Origin of the sequence: Legionella rowbothamii (genome assembly GCF_900639985.1) — a bacterium.
Taxonomy (GTDB): domain Bacteria; phylum Pseudomonadota; class Gammaproteobacteria; order Legionellales; family Legionellaceae; genus Legionella; species Legionella rowbothamii.
Genome location: NZ_CAAAIM010000001.1, coordinates 582101 through 597129, shown reverse-complemented (window position 1 = coordinate 597129; position 15029 = coordinate 582101). Strand labels below are relative to the sequence as shown.

Here is a 15029-nt window from a genome sequence, read left to right as displayed (position 1 = left end):
ATGAATGCTGTGCTTTGCAGCCCAGCATACGATTAGTCTAAATTATTCTTTAGCGAAATATAGGTTTCGAGTCAACCAGAGCTTCAGGTTGGGCATGGGCCCAACCTACAAGGTTTTACTCTTTAGAGCACTATTTTAATTGTTGAGTCATCCTCTTCTTTATCGACAACTGTAGACGATGGGGCTGTATTATTCTCCGTAAATACACCGTGGCGACGCATCGTTTGTGCATGTGAATGAGTAGTAGGACGTCGATAGTCGGGGACAATTACTGGTGTTTTTCTGTGCTCTACTTCCGCATCATTGGCAGGCTTAGTCCCCGTAACTGGATTTAGTTGATTTAACGGCCCAGGTTTAGTAAAACTCACCATACGATTGCGTGAGGGGTCGCCGTTACGAACGAGAGGAACATCTGGACCATCCACTGCGTAGCCAAGCCCATGTTCTTGTAATTTCTGTCTCCAATGATCCATTGAGTGGAACTTACGTGTTTCCTTCATCTCCTCTTCCAAAGAGACTCCAGTAACGACATTAAATATAGTATGGGCCATATGAGCCATGCTCATCGTTTCTTCATCAGTAACATCATGATCTACGACCAAGAAACGCCCATTAGGGCGTAAAACACGTCTTACTTCGTCTAGGAAATGCTCTAATTCAGCATCTTCAAAATGGTGTAGGCCAACGTAGCAGGTAACTACATCAGCACTATTATCTTTAAGATTAGCTAAATTAGGATGATTATAATCTAACTGTTCGAAGCGATCATAGGGACGTGGAAAACCAGTTTGAATGTAATCTGTAATTGATTGTTGTTCATAGACCGCAACAATTTCGCCGGTAATTTTGTAATGTTGTTTGAATCCATTAACAAAACGACCTGGATAACCAATTTCAACAAGACCATTAATGGTTTTCATTTCCTGCGGCAGTAGGCTGTGTGCTTGTTCAGCCAAGTCGGTTTTAATTGCTGACAATGAATCCAGAATACGGCTTAAATCACCCAAAGTACCTGGCGCGATTTCCGGTAAACGCCGTGCTAATTCCTGGTATATTTCCTCATGACTGTCGTTGTATTGCATAATGTCTTCTAACAAGACAAAAAACTTATCACTATCTAGGCGGTGCAATACATTTTTCAAAAAACCAGCAAATTTTGTCTTAGTTTCCTCGTTTGACATAATCGCTTTAAAGTGATTCTTGGTTTCGGGTTTTGGTTGCATGAAACGTTGATAGAAACCACTGACAAATAAATGGTGCTCATCTTCTTTATTTTTTGCCCGTAGAGCCTCATCTACATGAGGGTATGCTGCATGAAAATCTTCTGGGTTCGAAATGTGTTGGTAAGGAAGGTAATAAGCGCCGCCTTTTTCAACAGTAAGATGCTGTGCTTGACGTATCCATTTACGCGCTTTAATGACTTCTTTCTCGTCCAGTGATTGGTTAAAGCAAAGCACTACCGCAAACCGGTCGCCATCATAAGCATAGGACATGGGTGATTGGTTATTTTGCTTAACGAAACGCACCGAGGCATTAATCAGGGCAACATTGTTGTCTTGCAGCAATGTACCTAAGTCTTTAAGAAAATCTGCCAAGTTTTCTTCGGGTAAGAAAAATTCTTGCAGCCATTCGGTCTCACTTTTTGAGGAATTAAACATGGCATTAATAGCAGGTTGCATAATTTTATTTACGCTCATTGCCTCACTATCATTGGCAAGTAGGCGTGAGCTTTCCATCTCCCAATATTTTTGACGAGCCCATGAAGAATGTCGAGCCATGTTAATCATGACGCGATCAAATCGAGTACCATGTGCCGCTTCGGGACGTAAATCATCTTTAATTGGTTTTCTGTCATCTTCTTTCACATAACTTACCGCAACGCCTGAGCCTAATAAGTTATTCGGGTCGAGCGATAAGCGATATAGGTGCATGCGTGTATTGGGATCCGTTATTACGTTGTCGCGAAAATGTCGAACGTATTCCCCAGGCTCAACTGCAACACCTTTTTCTTTAAGTAACTCGTTATCGGTAAGCTTAATAGTAGCCGAAACAATAATGCCATACAGCCCTAAGCCACCAGTCACATTATGGAATTTAGGATTAGCTGGGGTAAGGTCTTCTAATTCGCCCTCTGCATTGATAATCGTAATTGAGGTTACAACAGTAGATAACATACCATCATGAATGTTCCAGCCATGGATATTGGTCCCCAGAGAGCCACCTACTGAAAACACATCGGAGGCTTGCATTACTTTTAAAGCCAACTTAAATTCGTTCGCTTTTTGTTTTATATCCGACCAAATTGCACCAGCCCCTACAATGGCTTGTTTTTCTTTGGAATGAATTTCAACGGTATTGAATTTGCTTAAATCAACCACAATTAGATTTTCATCGCCTTCAGGAAGAAACTGCTTCCCCTGACTGAAGCCTGCGCCGATAGGCATTATTTTTTTGCCTTCCCGGGCTGCCTTTTTAACAAGTTCTTGTAAGTCTTCAATTGATTCTGGTGATTCCATCACAGCATTATTCGCATGATAATAATCCCCACCTGCACTAACTCCTGTTTGTTTGGTGTCAGGTATGAAGTACAAGCTAACCAATTTCGGGCTAATCAAACCAAAGGGGGCTGCGAGTAGGGCATAAAGGTTTTTACTAAAATTGCTAGCATAGGTTTTCATTTGTCCTAAGTGCGCTTCTTGTGTTTCATCGGTGGTGAAGAATGCACGAAATGAATAAATGCTGGCGGTAATTCCACTTACAACCATATCCATTAATGATAAAGGAGCAAAACCAAGGGCAAAAATTACTCGTTTTTGGACAAATTGAAAGGCTTTTCCAAAAAAACTGGTTGCTTTTTCACGATATATTCTATCAATAATCCCCGCTGGAATTTCGTTGAAGTATCCAAGTCTAGGTAATTTGTTCATAATAGTACTCAATACGGGCATGGTAAATATCCTTTAAAAATTATGTATAAAACTTACTTTTACATCGTCTTGTTTTTCTAAACGTTCAAGGGTTTTATGTAGATTTCTAACAGGAACATCAAAGAGGCAAATTTTGCGGTGGCTATGAATATGATCCCCATAGCTATAGAGCGCTTCTGCTTTTTTAGTTTGTTTTAGGGCTTCTTCTTTAGCTAAAAGTTTATCTGCGCTATCTGTATTAATAGTACATTTGACCTGTACGCGTTTTTCGCCAGCAATCTCCCGTAAATAAATTTTTTGTTCTCCAAGAGCTCTTACCACCGGTTGAAAGTCTGCATAGCGGGGGGCATTAAGGCGTGCATAAACAGATGTATAGGAGGTATGCCCATCTTTCGTTTTCGGGGTGTCTTTGGCATAAATATGGCTATCAACTACATGAACGGCATGTCCTTGCTCAACTTGCGCTAATTGTTGTTGGAATAGGCGTTTCGCTTCTTCTGGATTCTCGACGTCTTGAGCATCAAATTTGACTAAAATATCAGTTGTTGGAGATGCTTCATTATTCTCTTGGTGATACCAGTAACTTAGCGGTTTAGAAATCCATTTTCTAGCCCATAATTCACAGGAAACGACAGTCCAGGAAAACCAATCGACCCAGGTTTTATTTTCAGATTGGTGGTATTTTTCTGCAAGATCAGCAAGCATCTCGCTGTACTTATGATCATAGAATGGTATCGTTTGTAAGTTAGCAGCATATTGTTCAAAAGTCGTTGCTAAATGCTGTTGCATTTCGGTTTCATTGTCTTTCTTTAAAAAGGGATAAAGTAAAAGCGATATAATGCCTTTAGGGAGAAGTTCCATCGTTGTGAACGTTGCAACAAATAGGGACATGATCATATATTCAGAAAACAATATTGAGCTGATACTGTCGTATTTTCGTGCTGAGGAGTAGGAGTTGAATACAACCGTCCATAAATCAAAAATCTGTCGGAAGTAAGGGAAGTGAAATATGGACTTATTGTCGCGAAGAAGTCCGGCATACTCTTCGGCCATTTCTACATTGCGCCATTCCGGGCCGGTCATAAAGGTTTGGTATTGTTCTCTTCGGTATTTTTCTTTATCGGTTAACTGGAGGCGTTCATTAAGCTTGTCAGTATACTTACCCATAAAAATCCTTAAGTTGTTAAACTCGAATCGGTTTAATGTTTATTAATTATACCAATCGTTTCTTAAGTAAGTATTAATGTAGGTGTTAAGAAATAGAAAAAGCCTGAACGGGAAAAATCCATTCAGGCTGGTAGTGAAAAATTATTTTATGAGATATTTCATTGCAAAATCTTTACCAATACATTCACCTAAAGTTTTCCCCCAAGTAGATGCGTCCGTATTGCTGATTTTTGCTGGAATTGATGCATAAAGTTGATTTTGACATTTATCCACACTTTCAGGAATTACGCTGACACATTGATCATAAGTCATTTTGATTGTCTCAAGGCGTTGCTTCAAGTCTGGATCATTCATGAACCCTTTACAGATTAATGTTGGTAGCATAGGACCAATAGTTTTTAGCCATGCGTCTTTCGTCATTTCAGAAGTAACATCTGATGATGTTTCTGGTGCTGCAGGTGTAGCTGGTGCTGCATTAGCGGGAGCTGGGGCAGGGGCTACTGGTGTGACAGCAGGGGCTGTAGGTGTTGTACTACTGGGCGTTGTATCTGCACAAGCAATACTGCTTCCCAATAAAATAGAGACTGCTATAAGTGTTTGTTTTTGCATAGTCTATTATCCTTAATCTGTTTCCCTCAATTAATATAGTAGAACAAATAATCTCATTTTGCCGTAAAATAATTTATTTTGCATTTTATTTGAACTAAACTAGAAATTAAGGTAACTCCTTATCCTTGCCATGATGTCACTGTGTAGGACTAATAAGGGTAGTTACGTGCTGAGATGGAAATAAAAAGGAACAATTATGGAAAAACAATCGGCTGTATTAGCACCTCGTTTTTTACCCCTGGCTTTATTTGTCTTGTTTATGTTTCCTGTATGTTCTGCATACTCTGCAGGAAATACCTTCATTTTTAATCCGAATACGTTAAGTTGGAAGGCAATTAATGAACATGGGCAGGTAGTTCGCACAGGAAGAGGTTCTGCGGGTAGAAAGTATTGTTCAGATATTCATCGTAGTTGTAAAACCCCCAGTGGTGTATTTCGTATCTCAAGTAAAGGCGGTCCAGGATGTCGTTCTAGTCGTTACCCTGTAGGACGAGGCGGGGCACCAATGCCATATTGCATGTATTTTAGTAAAAACTATGCGATCCACGGTTCTTATGAAGTACCGAATTATAATGCGAGCCATGGATGTGTACGTCTATTGCCAAGCGATGCGAAATGGTTAAGTCATAATTTTATGAAGATTGGAACTAAAGTAGTGATTAAGCCTTACTAAAAAGCAAATTAATAGTTTAGCCTGGTTGCAAGCAACCAGGCTAAACTATTTACTCATCTTCATCATCCATACTAAACGAAGAACCACACCCACAAGTAGTTTTCGCATTAGGATTACGAATTACGAATTGCTCTCCTTGAATACCTTGAATATAATCAATTTCTGCTTCATGAAGATATTGGTGGCTCATGGAATCAACAAGCAATTTTACTGATGAAACGCCATCAGAGCATTGTTGAATAACTACGGTATCGTCTTCATTAATTTCTTCATCAAAACTAAAACCATACTGAAACCCAGAGCAGCCACCACCGCTAATCGAAACGCGTAAGTTCAGATTGGAATTATTTTCTTCTCTAATTAACTCAGCTACTTTATCTGCGGCATTAACAGAAAAACGAATGTCGCTGTCAGTTGGGGATATATCTATAGCAGCCATTATAATAACTCCGATTTAGGGACTGTTGCCGAAATGTAACAGGCCTTATTATAAATAATATATTATACCTATATTTTCGTCATTGCGTTCACAATGACGAGGTTTTCTTTGGAACTGGATTATCTAATAATCTGTTCGATAGTGGCTCCGCCTAGGCACTGGTTTTTATCGTAAAAAACTACATATTGCCCTGGGGTCACGGCTCTTTGTGGACTTGAAAACATCACATAGTGCTGACCATTATCTGGAGGAGAAATCATACACCCTTGCTCCGGTTGTCTGTATCTGGTTTTTGCATAGCAAGTAAGTGGTAATTGGTTACTGCATTCAGCCAACCAATGTATAGGACCGCAAATGAGGCCTTGTGAATAAAGCATAGGATGGTGGCTTCCTTGAGCTACATACAAGGTATTCGTAGCTACGTCCTTATCTACCACATACCAGGGTTCATCTGAAGAGCTATGCATACCGCCTATGCCTAAGCCTTGTCGTTGGCCTAAGGTATAAAACATTAGCCCATCATGTTGGCCTAATACGGTGCCGTCAGTATTCTTCATCTCTCCTGGTTTGGCCAGAATAAATTCTTTTAGAAACGACTTAAAACGCTTTTCACCAATAAAGCAAATACCGGTTGAGTCTTTTTTAGCTTGGGTGACGAGGCCTAATTGAGTTGCAAACTCCCTAATTTCAGGTTTGGTGTAATCGCCAATAGGGAATAGGGTTTTTCCCAGGGCTTCTGGTTCTACAGCATGCAGAAAATAAGTTTGATCTTTATCGCGATCTTTGGCTTTATAGAGATGTCCCACATTGCCTTCAATTTTATTGCGGGCGTAATGGCCCGTCGCAATATAATTGGCGCCAAGTTCCAGAGCATAATTTAAAAAGGCATTAAATTTAATTTCTTTATTGCAGAGCACATCAGGATTAGGGGTCCGTCCTTTTTCATATTCACTTAAAAAATGAGTAAAAACGCGCTCCCAGTATTGGTCAGCAAAATTAACGCTATGTAGTGGGATATCTAATTGATTGCATACTGCTTGGGCATCAGCAAGATCTTGGGCTGCCGGACAAAAAGTATCCGTATCATCCTGCTCCCAATTTTTCATGAATAATCCTTCAACTTGGTACCCTTGTTCTTTTAATAACCAGGCAGCAACAGAAGAATCAACTCCTCCAGACATTCCAATAATAACTTTTTCTTTCATAAAATCCAGATACCGCTTATATTAATGTGTAATAGTGGGTTGGCACTAAAAAGTGCAGATTGTAAACAGAACATTATGTCATAAAAGTAGCTTAGGTGAAAGTCATGCCATAATGCAACACACCAAGGAATATGAGAAAATGCTTTATTTACAAGAACTAGCCAAACAAGGCGAACAAAGCAAAATAGTAACGCTCACCGAACGATTGCCGCATTTTGTGGCATCCCCTTGTGAGTTGAACGTCAACTATCATGTTGAAACTAGAGAGGATTTCTATTTAGTTAACCTTCATGTTCGTGGGGAACTGAAGCTGCAATGTCAGCGTTGTCTTGATGAATTTAATCTTCCTTACGATAATAACACCATTATTGCCGTGTGCCGTGATGATGAGCGTGCAGAGCAGCTTTTAGAGCGCTATGAATGCATCGTAGCACCTAACTTACAAGTTAGCCTCGAAGATCTTATAATTGATGAGTTGCATCTCTATGCACCACAGTTTCATTCGGAAATTGGGGATTGTAGCAATGAAATAAATCAATTTTTAACCTAAAAAAGCAGGTAATCTTAATATTTTATTCAATAAATACTTGGATTGATGTTAAAATATGGGTAATATTCCCGCTTTATGAAAGCAAATTGTTTAGGAGTAATACAATGGCCGTACAACAAAATAAAAAATCACGTTCACGTCGTGATATGCGTCGTTCGCATGATGCTTTAACAGCACCTACTTTATCTGTTGATTCTACTACAGGTGAAACTCATCTACGTCATCACATGACTCCAGATGGTTACTATCGTGGCAAAAAGATTCTTGATGCAGATACAGCTTACGAATCAGACGAAGAGTAATATTTCTTGAAAAATATCACCATTGCAATAGATGCGATGGGTGGGGATCATGGCTTGAGTGTAGTGATTCCTGCCTGTGTGCGCGCAGCGAATAACAATCCTGATTTAAAGCTAATTCTTGTTGGTGTTCATGATAAGATTGATGCATATTTAAAAAAGTTAGGTGTTTCCTCGTCGAAGCAGTTTTCTATAGTTCATGCCTCTGAGGTTGTTGCTATGGATGAATTGCCTTCATCTGCTTTGCGCAATAAAAAAGATTCGTCCATGCGTGTAGCGATTAACCTGGTTAAAGAAGGCATAGCACAAGCGTGCGTTAGTGCTGGAAATACGGGTGCATTAATGGCTACTGCACGTTACGTCTTAAAAACGCTACCTGGTATTGATAGACCTGCGATCGTTTCTGAGCTTCCTACAATGAAGGGACGAACCTGGGTTATTGATTTAGGGGCAAACGTGGATTCCTGTGCTGAGCATCTGTTTCAGTTTGCAGTTATGGGGTCTGCGTTAGTTCAAGCAGTTTCAAACAAAGAAAATCCCAAAATTGGCGTATTAAACATTGGCGTTGAAGAAATAAAAGGAAATGACCAAGTCAAACGAACTGCACATATGCTTGAAGAATGTTCTATTATGAACTATGTTGGATATGTGGAGGGAGATGATTTTTATTCAGGCGAGATTGATTTGGTCGTTTGTGATGGCTTTGTTGGCAATGTTGCCTTAAAAGCGAGTGAAGGTCTTGCTCGACTTTTCCTAGGTCTGTTCAAAGAGTCTTTTACACGAAATATATTTACTAAGTTAATTGGTTTAATTGCAATGCCTGTATTAAAACCATTAAAGAGCCGTTTGGATCCCTCGAGATACAATGGTGCCAGTTTATTAGGGCTGAATGGTATTGTCGTTAAGAGCCATGGCGGAACCAATGAAGTAGGTTTTCAACATGCAATAGAGCAAGCTGTTCTTGAAGTAAAGAATGATGTCATTGATTTAGTTCGCGCTCGTATAAACGACTTTATGAATCAAGGGTTGCTTTTATGAAATATGCTGTAATTAGTGGTACTGGGAGCTATATTCCGGAGAAACAGCTTTCCAATGTTGAACTGGAGTCAATATTAGATACCAGTGATGAATGGATTGCTTCGAGAACGGGTATTCGTAATCGCAGTATTGCTGAAGGTCACGAAACAACTTCATATATGGCAGCTAAGGCTGCCGAGCAAGCTTTACTTGCTGCAAATCTCGATGCAGATCAGATTGATTTAATTGTTGTGGCGACGTGTACGCCCGATAATTTTTTTCCTAGCGTTGCTTGTGCTGTGCAACGTTCTTTAAACATTAAAAAACCAATCCCCGCCTTTGATATTAGTGCTGCATGTAGTGGTTTCGTTTATGCTATGGATATAGCAAAGCAATACATTACAGCCGGCACAGTACATAACATTTTAGTAATCGGTAGTGAGCGTATGTCTCATGCGGTTAATTGGAATGACCGTGCCACCTGTGTCTTGTTTGGTGATGGGGCAGGTGCAGTTGTGTTAAGTGCAAGCAATCGTGAAGGAATTATAGGAAGCGTACTCCATTCTTCTTATGATGAAGAAAAATACTTAGACCTCCAGAACAATTCCTTTAAAGAAGAGCGTTCAGTAGTTTCCATGAGAGGTAATGAAGTATTTAAACTTGCGGTTAATATCATGGGTAACGTAGTTGATGAGGTTTTAGAACTTTCCCAACTGAAAAAGTCAGACATCAAATGGTTAGTACCTCATCAGGCTAATCAGCGTATTATTCAAGCTATCGCTAAAAAATTAGAGCTACCCATGTCTCAAGTTGTTGTTACTATTGGTAATCATGGCAATACTTCAGCAGCTTCTATTCCTTTGGCTCTTGATCATTCCATCCGAAACAATCAAATTCAAAAAGATGATTTATTCTTGATTGAAGCTTTTGGTGCCGGGATGACTTGGGGTGCAATGGTGATTCGTTATTAATAATTTTATCTTGAGTGTAATTTTAATGAGACCGACATCTTTAGTTTCGGGGCTTATTTAAATTACTATAGATTGGAGTTGATTTGATTATGGTTAAAACAGCGTTCGTATTTCCTGGACAAGGATCACAATCAATAGGGATGTTGGCTGACTTTGAATTACAATATCCTATTATTGTAGATACTTTTGCAGATGCTTCTGAAGCTGTTGGCTATGATTTATGGCAGCTTGTTCAGAAGGGGCCTGCCGAACGACTTAACCAAACAGAATATACTCAGGTTGCTATGCTGACTGCAGATGTTGCTGTTTATCGGTTATTAGAGCAAGAAAATCTTGCCACTCCTGAATTTATGGCTGGCCATAGTTTAGGTGAATATCCTGCATTAGTTTGTGCTGGAGCATTAACATTAACAGAAGGCGCTCGTTTGGTTGCACGTCGTGGCCAGGTAATGCAGCAGGCTGTTCCTATAGGTGCGGGCGCAATGGCTGCAATCATTGGTTTTAATGATGAGCAAGTAAAATTATTATGCCAAGAAGCTAGCCAAGGACATGAACTCGTCACTCCAGCGAATTATAACTCACCTGAGCAAATCGTTGTTGCAGGGCATACGGCTGCGGTTAACCGAATGATTGCATTAGCTGAAGATGCGGGGGCTCGACTAGCTAAAATTATACCGGTTAGTGTTCCATGTCACTGCCCTTTATTAACTGATGCCGCAGAATCTTTTGCAGAGTATTTGGCAGAAATTAATTTTAAAAAACCTAATATCAAAGTGGTAAGTAATGTTGATTTAAGTATTTACGAATCAGCACAGCAAATAAAAGATCGTCTAAAAGAGCAACTTTATAGCCCCGTGCGTTGGGTTGAGACGATCCAACTCTTTAAAAATCAAGGTGTTGAATTGATCTTAGAGTGTGGCCCAGGCAAGGTTCTCAATGGTTTAATTAAAAGAATTGATAGAAGTTTAAATACAATTAGTATTTACGATACTATTAGCCTAGAGCAAGTGGCAGAACAATTGGCATAAATACGTCGCTTAAACGAGGCGGCAACATTATATTAACTGTTTGCTTGAAGCTATTTTTATTTTAAGGAACATCCATGCATAATTTAGAAGGTAAAGTTGCCTTAGTAACTGGTGCAAGCCGTGGGATAGGCCAGGCGATTGCTATTAAATTAGCTCAAAAAGGCGCTTTTGTTTATGGTACAGCAACTACTGAAAAAGGTGCTGACCTCATCACTGAATATTTAAAAAAAGAAAATTTAAATGGTAAAGGTCTGGTTCTTGATGTAACAAATAGTGAGCAAATAGAACAGGTTATAGATGGCTTAGCTGAAGCAAGTCATGCACCAGCAATCCTAGTTAATAATGCCGGAATTACTTCTGATAACCTTTTATTGCGTATGGACGATGATGAGTGGTTCAAAGTTATCGATACAAATTTGAATTCCATATACAGAATGTCTAAAATTTGTATAAAGTCTATGTTTAGATCACGATGGGGCCGAATTATTTCTATTGGCTCAGTTGTCGGATCAAGTGGGAATACAGGCCAAGTAAATTATACAGCAGCAAAAGCAGGTATTGTGGGTTTTTCTAAATCTTTAGCGCAAGAAATAGGCAGCAGAAACATTACAGTAAATGTTGTAGCGCCAGGCTTTATTGATACCGATATGACTACATCTCTACCCGATATGGTAAAGGATGAAATGATGAAGCGCATCCCTTTGCGCAAATTAGGTCAGCCAGAAGACATTGCCAATGCAGTTGCATTTTTAGCCTCAGATGATGCTAAATACATTACAGGTAGCACAATCCATGTGAATGGCGGCATGTATATGGATTAAATGCACTTGCGTTATCTGTATAAATGAATAAACTATACCCTCCTATTTAACTTTGACCTTTTGGGGGTTTTTTAGACAAAGTGCTAAGCGGTTAAAGTTAAATGGGTGTAGTGTTAATTATCCGGAATAATAAGAAGTTTCTATCAACCGAAAGAGGAAAATTAAGTTATGAGTACTGTTGAAGATCGTGTACGCAAGATTGTTGTTGAACAATTAGGCGTTAAAGAAGAAGATCTAAAAAATGATGCGTCATTCGTTGATGATCTGGGAGCTGATTCTCTAGACACAGTAGAATTGGTTATGGCTCTTGAAGAAGAATTTGAAACAGAAATTCCTGATGAGAAAGCTGAAAAAATTACTACGATTCAAGAAGCAATTGATTACATTGAATCTAATTTAGATAAAGAAGAAGCATAATTCTTCGAGGAGTCTTGATTGAATAAGCGGCGTGTAGTTGTCACAGGCATGGGTATGCTTACTCCTGTCGGACTGAATGTGAAAGATACTTGGCAAAATATTGTAGCTGGTGTTAGTGGGGTATCTGTAGTAGAGGATTTTGATACTGCTGAGTACAGTACACGAATCTGGGCTAAAGTTAAGAATTTTAACATTGAAGACTACATGCCAATCAAGGAAGCTCGTAAGATGGACGGGTTCACCCAGTTTGGTGTTGCTGCAGCAGATGAGGCAATACGTGATTCTGGGCTGAACCTTGACGACAGCGAGTTACAATACCGCGCAGGTGTTGCTGTTGGTTCCGGGATTGGTGGTGTGCAAACAATAACCAACAATCAGGATAAACTCGTTGCCGGTGGACCGCGTAAAGTTTCTCCATTTTTTATTCCTGCAGGTATTATTAACCTGGTTGCAGGACAGATTTCTATTCGCCATCACCTAAAAGGACCGAATATTTCTGTGGTAACTGCTTGTACTACAGGTACTCACAATATTGGTTTGGCAGGACGAATGATTGCCTATGGTGATGCTGATGTTATGGTTTGTGGCGGCGCGGAAATGACGTTGACCCCATTATGCCTGGCTGGTTTTTCGGCTGTTCGCTCTTTATCTAAGCGTAATGATGAGCCAGAAAAAGCGTCAAGACCTTTTGATAAAGACCGCGATGGTTTTGTCATGGGTGAAGGTGCAGGTGTTCTTGTGTTAGAAGAATATGAACATGCTAAGGCCCGTGGCGCGAAAATTTATGCTGAATTAGTTGGTTTTGGTATGTCCGGTGATGCCTATCATATTACGGCTCCGGATGAGGATGCGGATGGCGCAACTCGTGCAATGGAAGCAGCGATTCGTGATGCTCAAATCAATCCCCAGCAAATTGATTATATTAATGCACATGGAACCTCTACTTATTTGAATGATTTGGGTGAAACAAAAGCAATCAAGCGTGTGTTCAAAGAACATGCCTATGATTTAGCGGTGAGTTCAAGCAAATCGATGACTGGTCATTTATTAGGTGCCGCAGGTGCTGTTGAAGCAATCATCAGTATTATGGCAATCCAAGATCAGCTTGCTCCACCAACGATTAATTTAGATAATCCTGATGAAGGCTGTGATTTGAACTATGTACCTCATCAAGCTCAAAAACGCACTATTAATTATGTATTAAGTAATTCTTTGGGCTTTGGTGGAACAAACGGTAGCTTAATCTTCAAGCGAATCGAGTCAAGCGAATCTAAATGACCTCTTCAAGACACAAAAAACTCATTCTTTCTATAGTAATGCTGTTTTTTGTGTCTTTTGCTTTTTTAGGTTGGAATTTCTATAACATCATAGTAACTCCTCTTATTCCTAAACAAGATCCTGCTCAAATTATTAATTTGAGTCGAGCGGCATCTGCTTCACAATTCGTACAAACATTAAAAGATAATAATTTAATTCAGTGCCGTAGACCCTTACTGCTGATTATTCGTTTTACAGGTCTTTCTCAAAAGCTAAAGGCTGGAGTCTACCAAATCAAACCCGGTGAAACGGCAGTAGAACTGCTTTACCGTGTTGTTGCCGGTGATGTTTTGACGCAAAACTTTACGATTATTGCAGGAACCACGCAGCAGAAAATTTCACAGGATTTGGCAAAAGCGAGTTATTTAGATTATCACCAGGAAGATTGGTCCTTAATTAAGGGAAACTATAAGAATGCTGAAGGGCTAATCTTAGCCGATACCTATCAATATCAAGGTGGAAGCAGCAGCAAAAAGCTATTAGAGCAAGCCCATCGCAATTTACAAAATTACCTCAATAACGCTTGGGCTAATAGAGCGCCTAATTTACCTTATAAAAGCCCTTATGAATTGCTCATAGCGGCCTCAATCATTGAAAAAGAAACCGCAATCCCGCAAGAGCGCCAATTAATTTCGGGAGTTGTTGTGAATCGTTTAAATAAACATATGCCTTTGCAAATGGATCCTACGGTTATTTATGGCTTAGGGAATGCATATACGGGTAAGTTATCGCATCAAGACATGCAGGTTGATTCACCTTATAACTCGTACCGATACCGCGGCTTACCTCCCACACCTATTGCGATGGTAAGTAAAGAGGCACTTGATGCGACGGCGCATCCTCAATTATCTAATTACTTATATTTTGTTGCTAAAGGTGATGGCAGCCATCAATTTTCAGAAACCTATGAGCAGCAAAGGCACGCAATCAATCAATATCAACGCAAGGGTTCTTAATGTTATCCTCAATGGGGAAGTTAATTGTTATTGAAGGCTTGGAAGGGGCTGGAAAGTCTACTGCAGTAAACACAATCATTGAATTTCTAACCCAGTTAGATATTAATACCATCACTACCCGTGAACCCGGCGGAACTGTCATTGGTGAAGTACTCAGAGAGCTGATTAAAAATCCAGAATATAAAGATGTTTTGGATGATAAAAGCGAGCTATTGCTTTTATACACGGCGAGAATACAGCTATTAGAACAAGTAATTAAACCTGCCTTAAAACAAGGTACTTGGGTTATCGCAGATCGCTTTGAGTTATCTACCCTGGCTTATCAAGGTGGCGGTAGGGGTTTGGATCAAGAAATGATTCAGCGTTTGTCTGCCTTTGCATTGGATGGTTTCAAACCCGATTTGACTTTATATTTAGATATTAGCCCAGAAGAGGGAATGCAGCGAGTTCGTTCACGCGGAACCTTTGACCGTATCGAACAGCAATCCATAGATTTTTTTAATCGAGTCCACGACAGCTACTTACACCATGTACAAAAAAATCCTAATGCAATAACGATTGATGCAAGTCGCCCACTGTCCGTAGTGCAACAGGCAATTCAAGACGCATTGCAGGCTTTTATAGAGCAATAAG

The 15029-nt window shown here is 39.8% G+C and carries 16 protein-coding genes; 11 read left to right on the top strand and 5 right to left on the bottom strand.

What is annotated here, in order from left to right; translation table 11 throughout:
* Nucleotides 1-122 precede the first annotated feature (122 nt).
* From E1P08_RS02465 to E1P08_RS02455, 3 genes are all read right to left on the bottom strand, one after another.
* Nucleotides 123-2927, bottom strand: a complete 2805-nt coding sequence (locus E1P08_RS02465; RefSeq protein ID WP_165485067.1) for an FAD-binding protein — start codon at nucleotides 2925-2927, stop codon at nucleotides 123-125.
* 33 nt (nucleotides 2928-2960) lie between these two features.
* Entirely contained in the window at nucleotides 2961-4094 is a 1134-nt protein-coding gene (locus E1P08_RS02460; protein WP_133135425.1) for a hypothetical protein, read from the bottom strand.
* 141 nt (nucleotides 4095-4235) lie between these two features.
* A complete protein-coding gene (locus E1P08_RS02455) occupies nucleotides 4236-4703 on the bottom strand; it encodes a hypothetical protein (protein WP_133135424.1) in 468 nt (155 codons plus the stop codon).
* Between the two features lie 196 nt (nucleotides 4704-4899).
* Between E1P08_RS02455 and E1P08_RS02450 the strand changes: the two genes are divergently transcribed.
* Nucleotides 4900-5376, top strand: coding sequence for a L,D-transpeptidase (locus tag E1P08_RS02450; protein WP_133135423.1), 477 nt, complete (start codon nucleotides 4900-4902; stop codon nucleotides 5374-5376).
* A gap of 49 nt (nucleotides 5377-5425) precedes the next feature.
* On the opposite strand, the gene erpA is transcribed toward E1P08_RS02450, so the two are convergent.
* Together erpA and mnmA are read right to left on the bottom strand one after the other, a co-directional pair.
* Nucleotides 5426-5815 (bottom strand): iron-sulfur cluster insertion protein ErpA, encoded by a 390-nt coding sequence (erpA, locus tag E1P08_RS02445; protein WP_133135422.1) that lies wholly within the window; start codon nucleotides 5813-5815, stop codon nucleotides 5426-5428.
* Between the two features lie 119 nt (nucleotides 5816-5934).
* Nucleotides 5935-7020 carry a tRNA 2-thiouridine(34) synthase MnmA gene (gene mnmA / locus E1P08_RS02440; RefSeq protein WP_133135421.1) on the bottom strand — a complete coding sequence of 362 codons (1086 nt, stop codon included), beginning with the start codon at nucleotides 7018-7020 and terminating at the stop codon, nucleotides 5935-5937.
* 139 nt (nucleotides 7021-7159) lie between these two features.
* Between mnmA and E1P08_RS02435 the strand changes: the two genes are divergently transcribed.
* From E1P08_RS02435 to tmk, 10 genes are all read left to right on the top strand, one after another.
* Entirely contained in the window at nucleotides 7160-7570 is a 411-nt protein-coding gene (locus tag E1P08_RS02435; protein ID WP_133135420.1) for a YceD family protein, read from the top strand.
* Nucleotides 7571-7674: 104 nt separating this feature from the next.
* Complete coding sequence (gene rpmF, locus E1P08_RS02430; RefSeq protein ID WP_058535299.1) at nucleotides 7675-7872, top strand: 50S ribosomal protein L32; 198 nt, start codon at nucleotides 7675-7677, stop codon at nucleotides 7870-7872.
* 6 nt (nucleotides 7873-7878) lie between these two features.
* Entirely contained in the window at nucleotides 7879-8907 is a 1029-nt protein-coding gene (gene plsX, locus E1P08_RS02425) for a phosphate acyltransferase PlsX (protein WP_133135419.1), read from the top strand.
* Nucleotides 8904-9857: a beta-ketoacyl-ACP synthase III gene (locus tag E1P08_RS02420; RefSeq protein ID WP_133135418.1), complete on the top strand. Its 954-nt coding sequence runs from the start codon at nucleotides 8904-8906 to the stop codon at nucleotides 9855-9857. The genes plsX and E1P08_RS02420 overlap by 4 nt, the downstream gene beginning before the upstream one ends.
* Nucleotides 9858-9946: 89 nt before the next feature.
* Nucleotides 9947-10885 (top strand): ACP S-malonyltransferase, encoded by a 939-nt coding sequence (gene fabD / locus E1P08_RS02415; protein WP_133135417.1) that lies wholly within the window; start codon nucleotides 9947-9949, stop codon nucleotides 10883-10885.
* 74 nt (nucleotides 10886-10959) lie between these two features.
* Complete coding sequence (gene fabG / locus E1P08_RS02410; RefSeq protein WP_133135416.1) at nucleotides 10960-11706, top strand: 3-oxoacyl-ACP reductase FabG; 747 nt, start codon at nucleotides 10960-10962, stop codon at nucleotides 11704-11706.
* 168 nt (nucleotides 11707-11874) lie between these two features.
* A complete protein-coding gene (gene acpP / locus E1P08_RS02405) occupies nucleotides 11875-12123 on the top strand; it encodes an acyl carrier protein (RefSeq protein ID WP_006871648.1) in 249 nt (82 codons plus the stop codon).
* An 18-nt stretch (nucleotides 12124-12141) separates the two neighbouring features.
* Nucleotides 12142-13401, top strand: coding sequence for a beta-ketoacyl-ACP synthase II (gene fabF / locus E1P08_RS02400; protein WP_133135415.1), 1260 nt, complete (start codon nucleotides 12142-12144; stop codon nucleotides 13399-13401).
* Entirely contained in the window at nucleotides 13398-14396 is a 999-nt protein-coding gene (gene mltG / locus E1P08_RS02395; RefSeq protein WP_133135414.1) for an endolytic transglycosylase MltG, read from the top strand. Before fabF ends, mltG begins: the two co-directional genes overlap by 4 nt.
* Nucleotides 14396-15028 (top strand): dTMP kinase, encoded by a 633-nt coding sequence (gene tmk, locus E1P08_RS02390; protein ID WP_133135413.1) that lies wholly within the window; start codon nucleotides 14396-14398, stop codon nucleotides 15026-15028. The genes mltG and tmk overlap by 1 nt, the downstream gene beginning before the upstream one ends.
* Nucleotide 15029 lies beyond the last annotated feature (1 nt).